At 67.7% G+C, this 20424-nt stretch carries 19 protein-coding genes; 17 read left to right on the forward strand and 2 right to left on the reverse strand.

Going from position 1 to position 20424, the window contains the following annotated elements; translation table 11 throughout:
• Positions 1–98 precede the first annotated feature (98 nt).
• The 11 genes from EBE87_RS22960 (at position 99) to EBE87_RS23010 (ending at position 11850) form a co-directional block, all read left to right on the forward strand.
• Complete coding sequence (locus EBE87_RS22960; protein WP_158600861.1) at positions 99–797, forward strand: TetR/AcrR family transcriptional regulator; 699 nt, start codon at positions 99–101, stop codon at positions 795–797.
• Positions 798–913: 116 nt separating this feature from the next.
• Complete coding sequence (locus EBE87_RS22965) at positions 914–2182, forward strand: ABC transporter substrate-binding protein (protein ID WP_120637902.1); 1269 nt, start codon at positions 914–916, stop codon at positions 2180–2182.
• A gap of 55 nt (positions 2183–2237) precedes the next feature.
• Entirely contained in the window at positions 2238–3140 is a 903-nt protein-coding gene (locus EBE87_RS22970) for a branched-chain amino acid ABC transporter permease (protein WP_120637901.1), read from the forward strand.
• On the forward strand, positions 3137–4105 hold the full coding sequence (locus EBE87_RS22975) for a branched-chain amino acid ABC transporter permease (protein ID WP_120637900.1): 969 nt from the start codon (positions 3137–3139) through the stop codon (positions 4103–4105). Before EBE87_RS22970 ends, EBE87_RS22975 begins: the two co-directional genes overlap by 4 nt.
• Positions 4102–4911 carry an SDR family NAD(P)-dependent oxidoreductase gene (locus EBE87_RS22980; RefSeq protein WP_120637899.1) on the forward strand — a complete coding sequence of 270 codons (810 nt, stop codon included), beginning with the start codon at positions 4102–4104 and terminating at the stop codon, positions 4909–4911. The genes EBE87_RS22975 and EBE87_RS22980 overlap by 4 nt, the downstream gene beginning before the upstream one ends.
• The gene (locus tag EBE87_RS22985; protein ID WP_120637898.1) at positions 4908–5678 is read left to right on the forward strand and encodes an ABC transporter ATP-binding protein; all 771 of its coding nucleotides are present in this window, start codon (positions 4908–4910) and stop codon (positions 5676–5678) included. The genes EBE87_RS22980 and EBE87_RS22985 overlap by 4 nt, the downstream gene beginning before the upstream one ends.
• Positions 5675–6391: an ABC transporter ATP-binding protein gene (locus EBE87_RS22990; protein ID WP_120637897.1), complete on the forward strand. Its 717-nt coding sequence runs from the start codon at positions 5675–5677 to the stop codon at positions 6389–6391. The genes EBE87_RS22985 and EBE87_RS22990 overlap by 4 nt, the downstream gene beginning before the upstream one ends.
• A gap of 199 nt (positions 6392–6590) precedes the next feature.
• Complete coding sequence (locus EBE87_RS22995) at positions 6591–7763, forward strand: acyl-CoA dehydrogenase family protein (protein ID WP_120637896.1); 1173 nt, start codon at positions 6591–6593, stop codon at positions 7761–7763.
• Between the two features lie 18 nt (positions 7764–7781).
• A complete protein-coding gene (locus EBE87_RS23000) occupies positions 7782–9293 on the forward strand; it encodes an AMP-binding protein (RefSeq protein ID WP_120637895.1) in 1512 nt (503 codons plus the stop codon).
• Positions 9294–9459: 166 nt separating this feature from the next.
• Complete coding sequence (locus tag EBE87_RS23005; RefSeq protein ID WP_120637894.1) at positions 9460–10266, forward strand: IclR family transcriptional regulator; 807 nt, start codon at positions 9460–9462, stop codon at positions 10264–10266.
• 447 nt (positions 10267–10713) lie between these two features.
• A complete protein-coding gene (locus EBE87_RS23010) occupies positions 10714–11850 on the forward strand; it encodes an acyl-CoA dehydrogenase family protein (RefSeq protein WP_120637893.1) in 1137 nt (378 codons plus the stop codon).
• A gap of 21 nt (positions 11851–11871) precedes the next feature.
• On the opposite strand, the gene EBE87_RS23015 is transcribed toward EBE87_RS23010, so the two are convergent.
• Entirely contained in the window at positions 11872–12765 is an 894-nt protein-coding gene (locus EBE87_RS23015) for a helix-turn-helix domain-containing protein (protein WP_120637892.1), read from the reverse strand.
• Between the two features lie 123 nt (positions 12766–12888).
• Here EBE87_RS23015 and EBE87_RS23020 point away from each other — a divergent pair, with 123 nt between their 5' ends.
• The 6 genes from EBE87_RS23020 to EBE87_RS23045 all read left to right on the forward strand — a co-directional run bounded on the left by EBE87_RS23020 (position 12889) and on the right by EBE87_RS23045 (position 19016).
• The gene (locus tag EBE87_RS23020) at positions 12889–14601 is read left to right on the forward strand and encodes an FAD-dependent oxidoreductase (RefSeq protein WP_120637891.1); all 1713 of its coding nucleotides are present in this window, start codon (positions 12889–12891) and stop codon (positions 14599–14601) included.
• Complete coding sequence (locus EBE87_RS23025; protein WP_120637890.1) at positions 14598–15770, forward strand: 4-hydroxybenzoate 3-monooxygenase; 1173 nt, start codon at positions 14598–14600, stop codon at positions 15768–15770. The genes EBE87_RS23020 and EBE87_RS23025 overlap by 4 nt, the downstream gene beginning before the upstream one ends.
• Before the next feature lie 30 nt (positions 15771–15800).
• On the forward strand, positions 15801–17036 hold the full coding sequence (locus tag EBE87_RS23030) for an ABC transporter substrate-binding protein (protein WP_120637889.1): 1236 nt from the start codon (positions 15801–15803) through the stop codon (positions 17034–17036).
• A 14-nt stretch (positions 17037–17050) separates the two neighbouring features.
• Positions 17051–17383 (forward strand): NIPSNAP family protein, encoded by a 333-nt coding sequence (locus EBE87_RS23035; RefSeq protein WP_120637917.1) that lies wholly within the window; start codon positions 17051–17053, stop codon positions 17381–17383.
• A gap of 2 nt (positions 17384–17385) precedes the next feature.
• Positions 17386–18180, forward strand: a complete 795-nt coding sequence (locus EBE87_RS23040; protein ID WP_122140151.1) for an SDR family NAD(P)-dependent oxidoreductase — start codon at positions 17386–17388, stop codon at positions 18178–18180.
• A gap of 71 nt (positions 18181–18251) precedes the next feature.
• Positions 18252–19016, forward strand: coding sequence for an SDR family NAD(P)-dependent oxidoreductase (locus tag EBE87_RS23045; RefSeq protein ID WP_120641159.1), 765 nt, complete (start codon positions 18252–18254; stop codon positions 19014–19016).
• Between the two features lie 43 nt (positions 19017–19059).
• On the opposite strand, the gene EBE87_RS29960 is transcribed toward EBE87_RS23045, so the two are convergent.
• On the reverse strand, positions 19060–20424 hold a 1365-nt coding region (locus EBE87_RS29960), incomplete at its 5' end, for a GDSL-type esterase/lipase family protein (RefSeq protein WP_233553534.1).

A 20424-nucleotide genomic window follows, 5' to 3' on the forward strand; every position in this document is an offset into this window, starting at 1 on the left:
CATGGAGGCCTGGGATCGCCAGGCACCTTCTCCGGAGAGCACCTCCATGTTCAGGCGCTGCCCTGCGCAGAACGCCCCTCACGACCACGGCTGCCGGCGTGGCCGCGTCTGAGCGGCGCCGCCCGGCGGCCGCTCATGGGGCGCCCAGGGACAAGGCGGCGCCGGCACAGGGCAAACGGCAGCAGAATAACGCGCGTATCCGCCACGCGCTGTTCGACGCCGCGGCGCGGGTGGTGGGTGAATTCGGCTATGCGGAGGCTTCCATCGCCCGCATCACCGAGGCCGCGGGCGTGGCACAGGGCACTTTCTACAATTACTTCGCCTCTCGCCAGGATCTTTTGAACCAGCTCCTCCCGAAGCTGGGAGAGGAGATGCTGGCGTATATCGCCGCCGAGGTGCAGGGCATCTCCGGCGAGGTCGAGCGGGAGGAACGCCGCTTCGCCGCCTTCTTCGGCTTCCTGGAGCAGCGGCCTGCCTTCTTCCGCATCCTGAACGAGGCGGAGCTGTTCGCGCCACAGGGCTTCCGGCAGCATTTCGAGAATATCGCCGAAAGCTATCTTGCCGCACTGCGGCACGCGCATGCGCGCGGCGGGCTGCCGGGCTTTGCGGAGGAGGAACTGGAGCCGCTGGTGTTCCTGCTCATGGCCATGCGCAGCTACACGAGCATGCGCTACGCCTATACCGATGGCGGCCAGGCACGGCGGCCGCCCGATGCGCTCTGGCGCGCTTACGCCAAGCTGCTGCGCCATGGCCTGAGTGGCGCTGCCCCAGGTCCGAAGAAGCGGCAAGAAAGATGAACGGCCGCTCATCTTTCCGATTGACGCTGACGCGGCGCGGAACCTAGCCTTCTCCGCAATGGCGCCTCGAAGCGCTGACCGCGGCGGCACACAGCCGGCGCGAAAGGGAGAGAAGCATGTCGAAGACCGATCGGGGCGGGCCGGGCCGCCGCGGCCTCCTTGCCTTGTCCGCTGGCCTGGGCGCTGTCGCCATCGCAGGCTTTCCCATGATCGCCAGGGGGCAGGGCCAGCGCCCCATCCGCATCGGCATGCCGACCATCCTTTCCGGCCGCGTGGCGCAGCTCGGCATCTCCTCCCGCGACGCGGTGATGATGGAGGTGGAGAAGTTCAACGCGGCGGGTGGGCTGGACGGGCGGCCGATCGAGGTGATCGTGCGCGACAGCCGCGGCGTGCCGGCGGAAGCGGCGCGCCTGGCGCGCGAGATGATCAGCGAGGGCGTCGATATCCTCTTCGACGGCGAGCCCTCCTCCGGCGGCTTCGCGGTGCATGAGGTGGTGCGCGAGACCGGCACGCTGACGCTGCACATCAACACCGAAACCTCCTCGATGAGCGCGGACCCGAAGCAGCGCTTCTGGAACGCCTTCCGCGTCGCGCGCCAGGGCATCCATGACTCCATCGCGGGCGGCGTCTATGCGGCGGAGATCGTGAAGGCCAAGAACCTGCGGCGCTGGATGACCGTCTCGCCCGATTATGCCTATGGGCGCGACACCACGGCCGAGTTCATCGAATACCTGAAGTATTTTACGCCCGATGTGCAGGTGGTGGGCGAGACCTGGCCCAAGCTCTTCCAGCCGGATTACACCGAGAACGTGACGCGCCTCGCGCAGGGGCGGCCGCAGGCGGTCTATTCCTGCCTCTGGGCCGGCGACCTCGTGGCCTTCGTGGAGCAGGCGGCGCTCTACGGCCTCTTCAGCCAGGCTGAGTATTTCGCCGTCAACATGGCCGACTACACCACGCTGAAGCAGATCAAGCAGCTGCCGCGCGGCGTGCACTCGGGCAACCGCTATCTCTCCAGCTATCCGCCGCAGCCGACCAATGCGGCCTTCGGGCGGGATTACAGCAAGCGCTACAACAATACCTATCCCACCAACTGGTCCTGGCAATCCGCGACGGCCGTGCACCTCACCATCGCCGCGCTGAAGAAGGTGGGCGGCACCGACCCTCGCAAGCTGGCCGAGGCACTGCGCGGCCTGACCATCGACAGCCCCTTCGGCGCCGATGGCAAGGTGACGATGCGCGCCGAGGACCAGACGCTGGTGGGCTATGCCATCGGCTGGGGCACCACCATCCCGGCCGAGCCCTATGTGAACGGCATCAAGACCGCCGACTGGAACCAGATCACGCAGCTCGAGCAGGAATGGAAGAAGGGCAAGGGCTGGGCCTGACCTTTCTCCGGGGCCGCGCGCCGCGGCCCCGCCCTTCCTGCCTGGAGCGTGCTTCATGGATCTTGGTGAACTCGCGGCCTGCGTCGGCTCCCTCTCCTGCGTCGTGACGCAGGTCTCGGCGGGGCTGACCATCGGCCTGCTTCTGTTTCTCGTGGCCTCCGGCCTCACGCTGATCTTCGGCGTGCTGGGGCTAGTGAATTTCGCCCATGGCACGCTCTACATGATGGGTGCCTATTTCGCGCTCTCCGCCTATGCCGTGACGGAAAGCTTCGTGGTGGCGACGGTGGCCGGCGCGCTCGGCGTCGCGGTGCTGGGCTTCGCCATGGAGCGCACGCTCTTCCGCCGCATCTATGGCGCCGATGTGCTGATGCAGCTGCTGGTCTGCTACGCCGTCATCCTGATCATGGATGACGTGGTCAAGATCGTCTGGGGCGGCGACTTCCTGAAGATGGACATGCCAGAAGCCTTCCGGCGGCCGCCCATGCTGATCGGCGGCGGCATCGTGCCGCTCTTCTACCTCGTGCTCTTCATTGTCACCCTGGTGGTGGCGGCGCTGCTGGCGCTGGGCATGAGCCGGACGCGCTTCGGCCGCACTATCCGCGCTGCGGCGGTCAACCCGACCATGGTGGCCTCGCTCGGGGTGAATACCAGCATGGTCTTCGCCGTGGTCTTCGCCGTCGGCGCAGGGCTGGCGGGGCTGGCGGGGGCGCTCTCGGCGCCCATCCGCTCCGTGGTGCCGGGCGCTGGCGTCTCGATCCTGATCGAGAGCTTCATCGTCACCGTCATCGGCGGCATGGGCTCCATCGGCGGCGCGCTGGTGGCGGCGCTGCTGATCGGCCTCACCCGCTCCTTCGGCTCCATTGGTTTCCCGCTCTTCACCGAGGGGCTGATGTTCGTGATGATGGCCGTCATCCTGCTGGTGAAGCCCAGCGGCCTGGCCGGGAAGCGCATGTCATGAAGCTCTTTTCCGGCTGGCGCGGCGACGTGCTGATCGCGCTGGGCGCCCTGGTCCTGACGGCGCTGCTGGTGCTGGGCCTCGGCTCCAACGGGCTGGTGGATTTCACCATCCGCTTCGGCATCTTCGGGCTGCTGGTGCTGTCGCTGAACCTGCTGATCGGCACCTCGGGCCTCGTCTCCTTCGGCCATGCGGCCTTCTTCGGCAGCGGCGCCTATGCCTTTGGGCTGTTGATGCAATCGGGCGGCTGGTCGGTGCCCGCCGCCATCCTCGCATCGCTCGCCAGCAGCGCGCTGCTGGCCCTGGTGATCGGCGCGCTCTGCGTGCGGCTCTCCGAGATCTACTTCGCCTTCCTCACCCTGGCCTTCCAGATGCTGATCCATTCCATGATCATCTCCTGGGTCTCGCTCACCGGCGGCGACCAGGGGCTGATGGGCGGCGTGCCGAAGCCGCCTTTCCTGGGCATCGAGCTGGCCCGTCCGCAGCACCTGGCGCTCTTCGCCGCCGCCTGCCTCGCCGTCTCGGCGGTGCTGCTGCGGCAGGTGATCCGCTCGCCCTTCGGCGCCGCCCTGCGGATGCTGCGGGACAACCCCCAGCGCGCCGCCTTCCTGGGCCTTTCCGTTTTCCGCTACCGGCTCGGCGCCTTCGTCATCGCCGGCACCTTCGCGGGGCTCTCGGGCGTGCTGATGTCCCTCTACGTCTCCGGCGCCTTCCCGACCTTCCTCTACTGGACCACCTCGGGCGAGGCGCTGTTCATGATCATGCTCGGCGGCATCGGCACCTTCCTGGGGCCGCTGGTGGGCGCGGCCGCCTTCCTCTTCATCAGCGACCGCATCACCTCCTTCACCGAGCACCACGGGCTCTTTTTCGGCGCCGTGCTGCTGCTGCTCGTCCTCGGCCTGCGCAAGGGCATGCTGGACTGGGCGGTGGAGGCCTGGCGCAGCCGGCGTGAAAGGCAAAAGGCATGAGCACGAATCTCTTCACCGGCCGCGTCGCGGCGGTCACCGGCGGCGCCAGCGGCATCGGCGCGGCCTGCTGCCGCCTGCTGGCGGAGCGTGGCGCCCGTGTGGCGGTGCTGGATGTGGACATGGCCCGCGCCACCGCGCTGGCGCGGGAACTGGGCGGGCAGGCCTTCGCGCTGGATGTCGGGCGGCTGGAGGCCAATGAATCCGCCGCGGCGGAAGTGGAGGCGGCGCTTGGCCCGGCCGGGATCCTGGTCACCTGCGCCGGCGTGCTGCAACGCCCCCTGCGCCCCGAGGCGCTGGACGAGGCGGAGGTGGAGCGCGTCATCCGCGTGGACCAGATCGGCACCTGGAATTCCTCAGTGGCTTTCGGGCGCCGCATGGCGCTGCGCGGGCGGGGTTCCATTGTCACCGTCGCCTCCATCGCCGGCATCCGGTCCATGCCGCTGCATGCCTATTCCCCGGCCAAGGCCGCTGTCATCGAGATGACGCGCTGCCTCGCGGCCGAATGGGGCCGCTCCGGCGTGCGGGTCAACGCCGTCTCGCCCGGCTATACGCGCACCCAGGGCCTGCAGGCCGAGATCGACCGGGGCGAGCGCGACGTCTCGCGGCTGGAGGAGACCAGCGCCCTCGGCCGCATGGTGCTGCCGGAGGATATCGCCGAGGCCGTCTGCTTCCTGGCCTCCGATGCCGCCGGGGCCATCACCGGCATCAACCTGCCGGTGGATGCCGGCTGGCTCGTCGCCGGGTCCTGGACCAGTTACGGCGGGTTGCCCGCCGCGCGCGGCAATGCCGAAAGGGGCGGGACGTGAGGGGCGGCGCACTCTCCTTGCAGGGGCTGCGCCGCACGTTCGGCGGCATCGTGGCCACCAACGACGTGTCGCTGGATTTCGCCGCCGGTTCCCTTTCCGCCATCATCGGCCCGAATGGTGCGGGCAAGACCACGCTGTTTCACCTCATCACGGGCATGATTCCGCCCAGCGCCGGCCGCGTGTTTCTGGATGGCCAGGACATCACGGGGCTGGACCGCCAGGCCATTGTCCGGCGCGGCATCGGCCGGGCCTTCCAGGTCGCCAGCCTCTTCCCCAGCTTCACCGTGGCGGAGAGCCTCGCCGCCGCTATCCTGACGCATGAGGGTCGCACGGCGAATCTCTTCCGCGCCTTCCCGCCCCGCGACGCCGCGGCGCGGGCGGAGGAGGTGATGGAACTTTGCGGGTTGCGCCCGCTGGCGGATACGGTCTCGCGCCAGCTTTCGCATGGCGACCAGAAGCTGCTGGATATCGCGCTCGCCCTCGCGCTCGACCCCAAGGTGCTGCTGCTGGACGAACCCACCGCCGGCATGGGGCCGGAGGAACGCTGGCGCATGATCGACCGCATCCACCGCCTCTGGCAGGCGCGGCGCATGACGCTGATCTTCATCGAGCACGACATGGACATCGTCTTCCGCATCGCCGAGACCGTGCGCGTGCTGCGCTACGGCACCGTGCTGGCGCAGGGCACGCCGGAAGAGATCCGCCGCGACCCCGCCGTCATCGAGGCCTATCTCGGCAGCGAGCATGCGTTGGAGGCAGTGCCATGAGGGCGCATGTCGAGCTCGTGGTGGATGGGCTGGATGCCGCCTATGGCGCCAGCCAGGTGCTCTTTGGCGTTTCCTTCGAGGTCGGGCGCGGCGAAACGCTGGCGCTGATGGGCCGCAACGGCGCCGGCAAGAGCACGACCTTCAAGGCCATCGCGGGCGTGCTGCCGCCGCGCGCCGGCCGCGTCAGCCTGCGCGGCGAGGATGTCGCGGGCCGTAAGCCCTATCGCGTCGCCCGCGCCGGCATCGCCTATGTGCCGGAGGACCGCCAGGTCTTCCCCGAGCATACGGTGGAGGAGAACCTGGAGATTGCGCAGAAAAGCGGTCCGGACGGCAAGGCCGGCTGGACCGTCGCCCGCGCCTTCGAGAGCTTCCCGATGCTGGTGCCGCTGCGCCGGCGCATGGCGGGCCGGCTTTCGGGGGGGGAGCAGCAGATGCTCACCATCGCCCGCGCGCTGATGGGCAACCCCGCCGTGCTGCTGCTGGATGAGCCTTCCGAGGGGCTGGCGCCGTTGATCGTCGCGGAGATCGGCCGCCTGATCCGCGAGCTGCGCGCGGCGGGCACCACCATCATCCTGGCCGAGCAGAACAGCCGCTTCTGCCTCGCAGTCGCCACCCGCGTGGCGGTGATCGACAAGGGCAGCATCGTCTGGCGCGGCGACGTGGCGCAGTTCCGCGCCGACCCCACGGTGCAGAGCCGCTACCTGCAGGTGTAGATCCTTGCTGCACGCAGGGCTTTTCCTGTTCCGGCCGGATGCGGAAGGGTCCCCGCTCTGCGGCGGGAACTGACCGTGGCGCCGGTCCCGATCACCGTGTGCTGGATGGCGCTGCCGCCGGGTTGCTGGTCCGGATCGTGGCCAGTCTCGAGCAGCCCCTCCGGCTCCTGAGAACCCCTGTCGAGGGACAGAACTGACCATGGATTTCCGGCTCTCGGACGAGCAGCGCATGCTCGTGGAAACCGCGCGGAAGGTCGGAGAGCGCTTCGGACCGGACTATTGGCGTGAGCTGGATGCCCGCAAGGCCTACCCCGCCAAGGCGTGGCAGGCCATCTGCGAGGCCGGGCTTTGCGGCATCGCCCTGCCGGAGGAACATGGCGGCTCCGGCCTCGGCATGCTGGAAATGGCCCTGGCCATCGAGGCGCTGACCGCCGCCGGCGCCGGGGCGACCCTGGCGCAGATGTTCATGCTCAACCCCATCTTCGGCGGCGTCAGCATCGCGCGCTGCGGTACGGAGGCGCAGCAGCGGGCGCTGCTGCCCGGGCTGGTCGGCGGCGAGGTCACCTTCTGCATGGCGCTGACCGAGCCCGATGCCGGCACCAACAGCCTGGAGATCCGCAGCTTCGCGCGGCGGGATGGCGAAGGCTGGCGCCTTTCCGGCCGCAAGGTCTGGATCACCGCCGTGCCGCAGGCCCGGAAGATGCTGGTGGTGGCGCGCACCCGCAGGATCGAGGAGGTGACGCGCAAGACCGAAGGCATCTCGCTCTTCCTGATCGATGTGGAGCGGGAGGGGCTGTCGCATACGCCCATCGACAAGCTGGGTACCAATACCCTGCCTTCCTCCTCTATCTTCTTCGATGACGTTCATATCCGGCCGGATGAGCTGCTGGGCGAGGAGCACCAGGGCTGGCCCGGCCTGCTGGAGGTGCTGAACACCGAGCGGATCGTGACCACGGCGGGGCTGATCGGCACGGTGGATCTCGCCCTGCGGCTGGCGGTGGACTACGGGGCGGACCGCAAGGTCTTCGGCGGCAGGCCCATCGGCAGCTACCAGGGCATCCAGTTCCCGCTGGCCCAGGCGCATGCCATTTCCGAATGCGCGCGGCTGATGAACTACAAGGCCGCCACCCTGTGCGACCTCGGCCAGCCCTATGGCGCCGAGGCCAACCGGGCGAAGCTGCTGGCTGCTCAGGCCGCCGCCCTGGCGACGGAGCGCGCCATGCAGACCATGGGCGGCATGGGCTATGCCAAGGAATTCCATGCCGAGCGGCTGTGGCGGGATGCGCGCCTCTTCCGCTTCGCCCCGGTTTCGGAGGAGATGGTGCTGAACTTCATCGCCCAGCACGACCTGGGCATGCCGCGCAGCTACTGAGGGCGAAGGGGCGCCGCCATGCAGAACCTCTCGGCCTTCGTAGGCTTCCACGCCCGCCGCACGCCGGAGCGCACGGCGATCCTCTACCGTGGCCAGCGCATCAGCTATGCCGCGCTCGATGAGCGTACCGGCCGCTTCGCCGCGTTGCTGGCGGCGCGCGGCATCGGCGCCGGCGATGTGGTGGCGGCTTTCATGAAGAACTCCACCGCCATGGTGGAACTGGCCATCGCGGTCAGCCGCCTCGGCGCCGTGTTCCTGCCGATCAACTTCCGCCTCGCCGCCGATGAGGTAGCCTATATCGCCGGCGATGCAGGCATCCGGCTGCTGGTGGCGGATGATGAATTCGCTGCTGTGGTCGCAGGTCTTCCCGAGGTTCTGCTGCTGGACGAGGCCGCGCAATCCGACCCCGCGCGCCTCGCGCCACCCGGAGCGCGCGCGCCCATGGCACGGCGGGCGGAGGATGACCTTTTCCGCTTGATGTATACCTCCGGCACCACCGACCGGCCCAAGGGGGTGATGCACAGCTACGGCAATTTCTATTGGAAATGCATGGAGCATGTGATCGCGCTGGGCCTGACGGCGCGGGACCGGCTGCTGGTGGCCGGGCCGCTCTACCATGTCGGCGCCTCCGACCTGCCGGGGCTGGCGGTGCTCTGGGTCGGCGGGTCGCTCTGCATTCTGCGGGATTTCGAGCCATCGGCGGCGATTCGCGCCATCGCCGGGGAGCGATTGACCGGTGCATGGCTCGCGCCCGTCATGCTGCTGCGCGTGCTGGAACACGGCAACCCGGAAGGGCTCGACCTTTCCTCCCTGCGCTGGGTGGTGGGCGGGGGCGAGCGGACGCCGGAAGGCCGCATCCACGCCTTCCGTGGCCTTTTCCCGGCCGGCCGTTATGTCGATGCCTATGGCCTGACGGAAACTGGCTCCGGCGACACGATGATGGAGGCGGGCTACGAGATCGCGAAGATCGGCTCCACCGGCCGGGCCACGCCGCATGTGGAGATCACGATCCGCGACGATGCCGGCCAGGCCCTGCCTGCTGGGCGGGAAGGCGAGATCTGCCTGCGCGGCCCCAAGGTCTTCAAGGGCTATTGGCGGGACCCGGTGGCTACGGCGGCGAGCTTCCACCCCGATAGCTGGTTTCGCAGCGGGGATGTGGGATATCTCGATGCCGATGGCTTTCTCTTCCTAACGGACCGCAGGAAGGATCTCATCATTTCGGGCGGGGAGAACATCGCCAGTTCCGAGGTGGAGCGCGTGGTCTATGCGCTGCCGCAGGTCAAAGAGGTCGCAGTGGTCGGCGTGCCGGACCCGCAATGGGGTGAGCAGCCGGTAGCCGTGGTGGTGCTGCGCGAGGAAGCGGCGCTGGACCTGCCGACCCTGCAGCGGCATTGCCGCGACCGGCTGGCGGGGTTCAAGGTGCCCAGGGAACTCGTGCTGATGGAAGCGCTGCCACGTACTCCCTCGGGCAAGGTGTTGAAGCGGCAATTGCGCGAAGCCCTGGCGGCGCGCGTGCCGGCACCGGGGTAAGTTCCGGTCCAGGGCCTCTCAAGCGGCATCCGGAAAAAGCATCGCGGCATGGGAGAAGCATGGCGGCGCGCGAAGGAATAAGCCCCCCTGGCTCCTTTCCCGCCAGATTTGACTCCCTAACCCAAAATGATATTCTCTTATGAGAATGCATTAGGGCGTTTTGGGAATGGACGAGGGAAGCCCCGGCAAGCTGGTCGGAGCGGTGGTCAGTGGGTTCAAGATTGTGCGCCACCTCGCGCGTGCCAGGGGGGGCATGGGCGTGAATCAGGTCGCGCGGGAGACCGACATCAACCCCAGCACCTGCTTCAACATCCTGAAGACGCTGGTCCATGAACGCATCGTGACCTTCGACCCGGCCCGCAAAACCTATGCGATCGGCCTCGGCTTCGTGGAGATCGCCAAGGGGGCGCTGGAGAAGGCCAGCTTCGCGCGCCTTGCCCGGCCACATCTGGAAGCCATCGCCACATCCTTCAACGTGACGGTGACGGTCTGGCAACGGACCGGCGACGACCGGATGGTGCTGGTGGAGCGGGCTGACAATGACGCCGCCACCCGCGTGCACATGAATCTCGGCCAGCGGCTGCCCCTGCTGATTGGCGCCTTTGGTCGCTGCATGGCTGTCTATGATGCACGATCCGAAGCGGAGTTGCGCGAAGCCTTCTCCACCCTGCGCTGGCAGGACCCGCCTTCCTTCGAGACCTGGCTGCAGGAGGTCCGCGCGGCCCAGCGCACAGGCTATGCCATCGACGCCGACCGCTACGTGCGCGGGGTGACTACCGTTGCCTCTCCTGTGCTTGAGACGGGAGCCAGGCCTGTCATGGCGGTCAGCGCCGTCGGGTTCAGCGCCCAGTTCACGCCGGTCAGCCTCACCGGGCTGGCCAGTGCCGTGAAGGAATGCGCGGAAGCTTTGAGCGTGGCCATCGCTGGAGAGGTCGCGAAGCACAACACTGCTCCGCATCGCCGCACGGCATAGCCGGTGGCCTCAGCCTCAGCTCAATCCGACTATCGGTCATCTGCCCATAGCGCCGCTTTCGCGGGGCAGATGCACATAATTTGCGGGCGCATTTGACAGAGCCCATGCCCTCTTCTAGTCTGCTCATAAGAGAATTAAATTCTACATCTAGAATAGCGCTTGCCGGATGCACAGGAGAGGAAGCAGCCAGTGGGTGCAGAGGCGCGGAAGCGGCTGGGCCATCCGGCGACCATGACGGGCGGAGCCTGCCCATCGCGGCCGGTGGCCCGGGCTTCAGCCAATTGCCGCCTGCCGTAACCTCCTTCATCGCCCCCGGTGCTGCGGTTCTTCCCGCCGCGCTCGGCACGTGAAGACAGAAGATCCAGCCGCGCGGCATCGCCCGAGGAGGGATCGGCCTTCCGGCCAGGCCCGCCCCATCCATCCCTTCAGCCAACCCATGAGGCCCACATGGATTTCGCCTTCACTCCGGAACAGGAAGCATTGCGGGAAACGGTGCGCCGTTTCGCCGAAACCGAGATGGCCCCCCTGGTCCAGGCCGCGGAGGAGGAGGAGCGCTTTCCGAAGGAACTGTTCCGGCGCTTCGGGGAACTGGGGCTGATCGGCGTGCGCTACCCGGCCGAGGATGGCGGCTCGGGCTTCGACAAGATATCCGACTGCATCCTGCGCGAGGAGATGTCGCGGGTCTGCCAGTCCTTCGCTTCCTCCTGGTCCGGCCACAGCCATCTCGCCATCTGGCCGATCTGGAAGGCCGGGACGGCGGAGCAGAAGGAGCGCTTCTTCCAGCCAGCCCTGCGGGGGGAGAAGATCGCGGGCTTCGCGCTGTCGGAGCCGGATGGCGGGTCGGATATCCGCTCCCTGAGGACGCGTGCCGTGAAGGTGCCGGGTGGCTGGCGGCTCAAGGGCTCGAAGCTCTATATCACCAATGCCCCCATCGCCGATTTCGTCACCCTCGCCGCGCGCACGGCGCCGGAACTGACGGGGGATGCGGTCAGCCTGTTTCTGGTGGAACTGCCCAATCCCGGCATCGCCATCAGCAGCCTGAAGAAGGAAGGCATCCGGGCCTCGGAAACCGGCCTGCTCATGATCGACGACGCCTTCGTGCCGGATGACGCGCTGCTTGGCGGCCAGACCGGCACCTATCCCGTGATCCTGGAAAGCCTCTCGGAAAACCGTGTCGGCGTGGCGGCCAATGCGCTGGGCATGGCGCGGGCGGCCCTGGAGGCGGCGATCGACTATGCCTCCACCCGGCAGGTGCGAGGCAAGCCGATCAGCCAGTACCAGGCCATCGCGCATAAGCTGGCCGACATGGCCGCGGATGTCGAAGCCGCGCGTTGGCTGGTCTATTACGGCGCCTGGCGTGTCGATCAGGGCAACCTGGACATGGCGACGGCGGCGAAGGTGAAGCTGGTCGCCTCCGAATGCGCCCTGCGCGTCTCCGAGGCCGCTATCCGGATCCATGGCGGCGCCGGCATCATGCGGGAATACCCGGTCGGGCGGATTCATCGCGATGCCTTGGTCTATGTCATCGGCGAGGGCACGTCGGAGATCCAGCGCAACCTCATCGCGCGCGGGCTGGGCCTCTAGGCCCGCCGCTTCCGCGCGGCTTCAGCCGGGGGGAGGGTCGATGGTGCCCATCTCGCAGCGGAAGGCCCCCGGCGTGGTGCCGGTATGGCGCCGGAAGAAGCGGTTGAAATAGGCCGGGTCGGCGAAGCCGAGCATGCGGGCGATCTCGCCCACCGTCCGGTCGGTATAGAGCAGGGCGCGCTTCGCCTCGATGATCAACCGGTCATGGACCAGCATCAGCGCGGAGCGCCCCGTCACGGCACGGCAGGCGGCGTTCAGCCGCCCCGTGGTGACCCCGGCCTCCCGCGCGTAATCCGGCAGGGGTGGCTGCCGCTGGAAGCTCCGCTCCACCTGATGCCGGAAACGCGCGACGATCTCGGCATCGCGGCGCCTGACATCGCTGGTCGGCTGGGCATGGTCGTGCTGCCGGGCGATGGTGACTAGCAGCAGTTGCAGATAGGCCGCGAGGGCGGACCTGCGGCCGGGCGCCGACCAGATGAATTCCTGCTGCAATGAGCGGAACAGTTCGGCCGCCGCCGGGCCATGAGCGCCCAGGTCGTAGCAGCCGCCGCGCCCTTCGAAGCTCGCGCCCAGACGCGGGTCCTCCGCCAGCATGGCCTGGAGGCAGGACAGGGACACCGTCGCCACATGCCCGTCCGAGCCGGGCTGGAAGCGGAAGGCATGCACGGTCATCGCCGGCATGGTCAGGATGGTGCCCGGCGTCAGGTCCCGCACCTCGCCCTCGCTCCAGCAGGTTCCTCCGCCGGCGGCCAGCAGCAGGATCTGGTGGTGGTCCGGATGCGCGTGGGGGCGGATGCTCCAGTCATGCATGCTGCTGCGGCTGGGGATGGTCTCCACATGCAGCGACAACAGCTCGACGTCCTGCGTCGCCTCCTCATACAGCACAAAATGCGGCACGGAGGATGGCTGGGGCAAGCGCTGCTCCCTCGGGCGGTTTCGACGAAAAGTGCAACACAAACCTCCGCCTGTCCATTGCCCCCGGCCCTGGGAGACTTCTACCCTTCCCGCAAAGACAAGTAACGCGTGAGGAACCGAGCCATGACCACCGCCCCCCGGCAGCAGTGTGACGTCCTTATCGTGGGCACGGGCGCGGGCGGCTTGTCCACGGCCATCGTCGCGAAAAAACATGGGCTTGATGTGCTGGTCATCGAGAAGGAGGCCTGTTTCGGCGGCACCACGGCCTTCTCGGGCGGCGTGCTCTGGGTGCCCGGCAACCCGCATGCCGCCAAGGCCGGCATCGAGGACACGCGCGAGGCCGCCGTCACCTACCTGCGCCACGAGGCCGGCAATTTCTACAACGAGGCGGCGGTGGAAGCCTTCCTCGACAATGGCCCGCGCATGCTGGAATTCTTCGAGCGCGAGACGGAAGTGCAATTCGTCCTGTCCGGCTATCCCGACTACCATCCCGACGCGCCGGGGGGAGCGCGGATCGGCCGTTCCGTCACGGCCAAGGCCTATGACGCGACGCGGCTTGGGCCCGAGCTCAAGCGGCTGCGGATGCCGCTGGAGACCATCACCTTCATCGGCATGATGTTCAATTCCTCCAACGAGGACCTGAAGCATTTCTTCAGGGCCACATCCTCGCTGACCTCCGCGACCTATGTGGCCAAGCGGCTGGCAAACCATCTGAAGGACCTGGCCATCCACCGCCGCGGCGTGCAGATCACCAGCGGCAATGCGCTGGTGGCGCGCCTGGCCAAATCCGCCTTCGACCTCGGCATCCCGATCCTGACCGGGACCGAAGCCCGGGGGCTGGACATCGAGAACGGCGCCGTGCGCGGCATGACGGTGCGCGATGCTACGGGCGAAAGGTTGATCGTCGCGCGCAAGGCCGTGGTGCTAGCCAGCGGCGGCTATCCGCATGACACGGGGAAGTTGGCCGCCAGCTACCCGCATGTGGCGCGGGGCGGCCAGCACATGTCGCCGACGCCGGATTCCAACACCGGCGACGGCATCCGAATGGCGGAAGCCGCCGGCGCGCGCTTCGAGGCCGGCTATCCCAATGCGGCGGCCTGGATGCCGGTGTCGCAGGTGCCGCTGGGGAAGGGCCGCACCGGCGTGTTTCCGCATCTGGTCGACCGCTACAAGCCCGGCGTCATTGCCGTGAACGGCAAGGGACGGCGCTTCACCAACGAGGCCAATTCCTATCACGATGTCGGCGCCGCCATGATCCGCGAAAGCGAGGATGGCAGCCCGGCCATGGCCTGGTTGATCTGCGACCACGCCACCATCCGCAAATACGGGCTGGGCTACGCCAAGCCCGCGCCGGTTCCGGTCTCCACCTATCTCCGCAATGGCTATCTGCAATCCGGTGCCACCATCGCGGAACTCGCCAGCACGATCGGCCTGGACCCGCATGCGCTGGAGGAGACCGTGCGCCGCTACAACGAAGGCGCGGCGCGCGGGGAGGACCCCGAATTCGGCCGTGGCAGCACTGCCTTCAACCGCTTCCTGGGCGACCCGGACCACAAGCCCAACCCCAATGTCGCACCCGTCGGCAAAGGCCCCTATTACGCGCTCAAGCTGCTGATGGGTGACCTCGGCACCTTCAACGGCCTGGTGACGGATACGGTCGGCCGCGTGCTGGGCGAGGATGCGGCACCCATCCCCGGCCTCTATGCCGTGGGCAATGACCGCGCCAGCATCATGGGCGGCAATTACCCCGGCGCCGGCATCACGCTCGGCCCCATCATGACCTTTGGCTATATCACCGGCCGACATCTGGCCGATGCCGAGGATGCCCGCGCATGAGGACCCAGGTGGGCATCGTCGGCGCCGGGCCGGCGGGTCTGATGCTGTCGCATCTGCTGCACCTGGCAGGAATTTCCTCAGTTATTCTGGAATCCCGCTCCCGCGCGGTGATCGAGGCGACCATCCGCGCCGGTGTGCTGGAACAGAACACGGTCGACCTGATGGTCGAGACCGGCGTGGGGGCGCGGCTGAAGCGCGAGGGCTTCAACCACCACGGCTTCGAATTCCGCTTCGGGGGCGAAGGCCGCAGGATCGACCTGCACGAACTGACCGGCGGCCGTTCCGTCACGGTGTATCCGCAGCACGAGGTGCTGAAGGACCTCATCGCCGCGCGGCTGGCGGATGGCGGCGAGATCGTCTTCGAGGCCAGCGATGTCCGCATCACCGGCATCAACAGTGACCCCGCCATTCACTTCGTCCGTCCGGATGGAGCCACCGAGACCCTGCATTGCGATGTGGTCGTGGGCTGCGACGGTTCCTACGGCCCCTCGCGCGACGCCATGCCGGAAGGCGGGCGGCAGGATTACGTGCGGGTCTATCCCTTCGGGTGGTTCGGCATCCTGGCCGAGGCGCCGCCCTCCTCGGAAGAGTTGATCTACGCGCGGCACGACCGCGGCTTCGCGCTGATCTCCACCCGCTCGCCCAGCGTGCAGCGGATGTATTTCCAGTGCGACCCGGCCGAGAAGCCCGAGGACTGGTCGGAGGACCAGATCTGGGCGGAATTGCAGACCCGCGTCGGCGGCAACGGCTTCCGGCTGAAGGAAGGTCCGATCTTCCAGAAGAACGTGGTGCCGATGCGCAGCTATGTGCGCGAGCCGATGCAGTTCGGGCGCCTCTTCATCGCTGGCGATGCCGCGCATACCGTGCCGCCCACGGGCGCGAAGGGGCTGAACCTGGCCGTCGCGGATGTCTTCGTGCTGTCGCGGGCGCTGGAACGCTACTATCGCGACGGCAATACCGAGGGGCTGGAGGCCTATACTGCCACGGCGCTGCGCCGGGTCTGGCGCGCGCAGCATTTTTCCTGGTGGATGACCTCCATGCTGCACCGGCTGGAAGGTGCCAGTGAATTCGACCAGAGACGGCAACTGGCCGAGCTGGACATGGTGACCAGCTCGGAAGCCGGCCGCCGCACCATCGCGGAAAACTACGCGGGCCTGCCGTTGGGCTGAGCACCGCGACGAATACCGGGAGGAACAACAATGAACATCAAGCGCAGACACATTCTGGGTGCGGGGCTTTCGGCGGCCGTGATGATGCCGCCGCCACTGGCCCGCGCGCAGGCGGCGAATACCATTCGCGTCGGCATCATCACAGACATGTCGGGCGTGTACCGGGATGTCTCGGGTCCCACCACCGTGGCCTGCGCCACCCAGGCCGCCAATGAATTCATGGCCGAGAATCCTGACATCAAGGTCGAGATCCTGACGGCCGACCACCAGAACAAGCCTGATGTCGGGCTCAGCATCATTCGCGGCTGGTTCGACCGCAGCGGCGTCGATGTCATCGCCAGTGTCGGCAACAGCGCCATCGCCCTTGGGGCGCGGCCCCTGCTGGCGGAGAAGAAGAAGGCGGCCCTGATCACCACCGCCGGCAGCTCCGACCTCACCGGTAAGAGCTGCAGCCCCAACCTGGTGCACTGGGCCTGGGATTCCTGGTGCCTGGCGCATTCCACGGCGACCAGCATGGTCCGCAGCGGCGGAGACAAGTGGTTCTTCATCACCGCCGATTATGCCTTCGGCCATGCCGCGGAGACGGATGCGTCGAATTTCGTCAAGGCCGCTGGCGGCAGCGTGCTGGGCGCCGTGCGCTACCCGCTGGGCCAGACCACGGATTTCTCCTCCTTCCTGCTGCAGGCGCGCCGCTCGGGCGCCAATGTCATCGGCTTCGCCAATTCCGGCACGGAACTGATCGCCTGCCTGAAGCAGGCGCAGGAATTCGGCCTGACGGCAGGCAACCGCATGCGCATGGCGGCAATGGTCGGCTATATCACCGATGTGCTGGGCATGGGCCTGCCGGTGGCCAAGGGCCTGTCGCTGACCGAGACCTTCTACTGGGACCTGAATGACCGCACCCGTGCCTTCATGGCGCGCGTGAAGCCGGGCCTGCCGGCCAATACCTTCCCGAACATGAGCCAAGCCGGCGACTATTCCTCCGTGCTGCATTACCTGAAGGCGGTGAAGGCGCTCGGGGTAGAGCGCGCCAAGGCCGATGGCGCCGAGGTGATCGCCACCATGAAGCGGATGCCGACCGATGACGACTGCTTCGGCCCCGGCAGCATCCGTGCCGACGGGCGCAAGATCCATCCCGCCTATCTCTTCCAGGCCAAGGGGCCGGAGGAAAGCAAATATGCCGGCGATATCTACAAGCTTCTCTCGACCCTGCCTGCCGAGGAATCCTTCCGCCCGATGGCGGAAGGCGGCTGCGCGCTGACGTGAAAGGGGAGAAGACCATGATCATCCAACGCAACATCGTCGATATCCGCACCTACACGATCGCCCTGCGCAAGATGGGCGAGTTCCTGGAGGTTTTCGACCGTCTGGCCATGCCCGTGCAGCTCCGCCACATCGGCCCGCCGCTGGGTGTCTTCACCAGCGCCGTCGGTCCCTTGAACCAGGTGACGCATCTCTGGGGCTTCGACGACATGGGGCAGTTCGAGCGGGCGCATGCGGAGCGCGACAACGACCCGGACTGGCCCGCCTATCTCCAGGCCTCGGCGCTGCTGATCACGGCCCAGGAAACCCGCCTGGTGCGTCGCGCGCCGATGCCGTCGCTGGGCGGCTGACCATGGGCTGGATCGACCTGTCCGGGCAGACCGCCGTGGTCACCGGCGCCGCCGGCGGCATCGGCTTCGGCATCGCGCAGGGCCTGGCGGCGGTCGGCGCCGCCGTGGTCCTGGTGGACCGGGATGAGGAAGCCAGCCGGGCCGCCGCCGGGCGGATCGGCGGCGCCGCGCTGGGCATGGGCTGCGACCTCGCGGCGGCGGCGCAGATCACCGACCTGGCGCGGCGCGTCGGTGAGGCGGTCGGGCCGGCGGATATCCTGGTGAATTGCGCCGCGCTGCTGGAGCCAGGCCCGTTGGACCAGCTGCCGCTTCCGGCCTGGGAGCACATGCTGAGCATCAACCTCACCGGCTATTTCCTCTGTGCCCAGGCTTTCGGGGCGGGGATGCTGGAGAAGGGGCGGGGCAGCGTGGTGCATATCGCCTCCATCGCCGCCGGTTCGCCGCAGGGTTTCAGCGGTGCCTACAGCGTCGGCAAGGCCGGGGTGGCGATGCTGTCGCGGCAGCTCGCCGTGGAATGGGGGCCGCGTGGCGTCCGCAGCAATGTGGTCAGCCCCGGCCTGATCGAGACGCCGATGACCCGCGCGATCTATGACTCGCCCGGGGTGCGGGAGGCACGCCGGGCCCTGGTGCCACGCCAGCGGATCGGCCGGCCGGGTGACATCGCCGATGCCGTCGTGTTCCTGGCCAGCCCCCGCGCGGATTACGTGACAGGCGCCGAGATCGTCGTCGACGGCGGCTTCACCCAGACGGTGATGCAGACGGTGCCACGGCCAGGGTTCCAGCAGGCGACGGCATGATGATGCCGGCGGCCCGGCTACGGGACGCCATTCACAGGCTGCGCTGACCCGCAGCGGAAGGGGGGTTGAAGATGGACGGACAGCAGGTGGCCCTGATCACCGGCGCGGCGGCCGGCATCGGCTGGGCCACGGCGCAGCGCTTCGCGGCCGCCGGCTATGCCGTCGCGATCCTGGACCTGCAGCATGAGGTGGCGCAGGAACGTGCCGCGCAGCTTGGCGCGGACAGCCTGGCCTTGCGATGCGACGTGTCCTCGGAAGAGGAGGTCAAAGGCGCGGTGGCTGCCGTGCTGGAGCGCTTCGGCCGCCTGGATGCCGTGGTGAACAACGCCGGCATCGGCAACCCGCATGTGCCCACCGTGGAGCAGAGCCTCGAGAGCTTCGAGCGCATCCTGCATATCCATCTCTCCGGCGCCTTCATGATCTCGCGCGAGGCCGCGCGGGTGATGCTGCCGGCGGGGCAGGGGGCGATCGTCAACCTCAGTTCCATCGCAGGTGTCACCGGCCTGCCACGGCGCAATGCCTATGGTGCCGCGAAAGCCGGGCTCATCGCCATGACCCGCTCGATGGCCTGCGAATGGGCGGGCCACGGCATCCGGGTCAATGCCGTGGCGCCGGGCTTTGTCGCCACGGAGCTTGTCCGCAAGCTGGAGAGTGATGGCTCGATCAATATCCCGAGGATCGAAAGCCGTATTCCCCTGGGCCGGCTGGCGCGGCCGGAGGAGATTGCCGAGGCCATCTTCTTTCTCTGCTCACCGGCGGCGAGCTATGTCACCGGCTCGGTGCTGAGCGTCGATGGCGGTTGGGCGGCCTTTGGTGATGCCGGCCCGGCCTCCTGAGGGCACACCGGAGGCGTATGAAGCTGCCCCCGGCAGCCCCGGCTCAGGCGAACCAGACGTTGCTGTCGTCGATGGTGCCGGTGAAATCCGCGAGGGTGATCTTCACGTCGAAGCCCAGCGGATGAAGATCGATGATGGTACTGCTGCCTGCGTGACTCACCTGACCGGCGATCTTGGCGAAGCTGGTGAGCCCGGGAAACTTCAGGAAGACCAGCGCATCGGCATCGTCGGTGCTGAAATCCGCCACGGTGATGGTGCCGGCGGCGGGTTCGAAGGCGAATTGGTCGTATCCCGCGCCGCCCACAAGCGTATCCACGCCGCCGCCGCCCAGCAGCCGGTCGTTGCCGTCGCCGCCGCTGAGCAGGTTGGCGCCCGCATCGCCGATGAGAAGGTCGTTGAAGGCGCTGCCAACCACATTGCGGACCGTTGTATCGATGGCCTGCGCGTCGCCGCCCGGCGTGCCGCCGGCGGAAGGCTGCGTCGCGAGGATGGCGTCGTACCAGTTCTTTGCCATCTTGGCGTAGCCGTCTTCATCGGGGTGCTTGCCATCGTAGAGATCGGCCAGCGTGATATTGTCCATCGGCACCAGGCTGACATTGAGACCCGCCGCCCGGGCCTGCGTCACGGTGGAGATGATGGCGGTATTGACATCGCCCACCATGTTCGGATTGGCATGCTGCGCCGTGATCGGCGTCAATGTCGCGACATAGACATGGACGAGCGGGTCCGCCTGGGCGATGGCGTCCAGGATGCTGCGCATCTCCTGGCCAATGGTCAGGTCCGGGAAGGCCTCCTGCGTGATGTCATTGAGGCCGGCCATGAGCAGGATGGCGGCGGGAGCACCGTTGCCGGCGGCATCGCTCAGCATTTCCATCAGATCACCGACGTGCACCACAAGCTCATCCATCCGCTCGCCGGGATATCCGGCGTGGTAGGGGTCGGGAAGCCTGACAGAGCTTGAATCGTCGGGGCCGATGAAGTCGATCAGCATGTGCCGGTTGGCGAAATCCCACCACAAGGGGCTGCGGTAGCCGTCGGAATCGCCACGGATGCCGAGATCATCCTGCGGCCCCCAGCCATAGGTGACGGAATCGCCGAAGGGCACGATGGCGATGGGATGGCTCCATTGCCGGGTTGTCAGATCGGCGACCACCCCGCGGTCGGATGCATCGAAGTTCAGCATCCGGGGATCGTTCGCACCCTCGATGGAGATGGTGAGGGTAGAGGAGACGATGACTTCGGTGGGCTCGGGGTTGTCGATGGTGACGGGGGCGGTGGTGGTGGGCAGATAGTCCTGGGCGGTGGTGCCGGCATTGAGCTGCGCGCCCCAGACCTCGAAAACGCCGGTGGCCGCCTGGTTGAAGTCGTGCATCAGCGCGACATTGCCGCTGCCGGCGCCATTGCCGGT

This window comes from Teichococcus wenyumeiae, assembly GCF_003696345.1.
Classification (GTDB): Bacteria; Pseudomonadota; Alphaproteobacteria; order Acetobacterales; family Acetobacteraceae; genus Pseudoroseomonas; species Pseudoroseomonas wenyumeiae.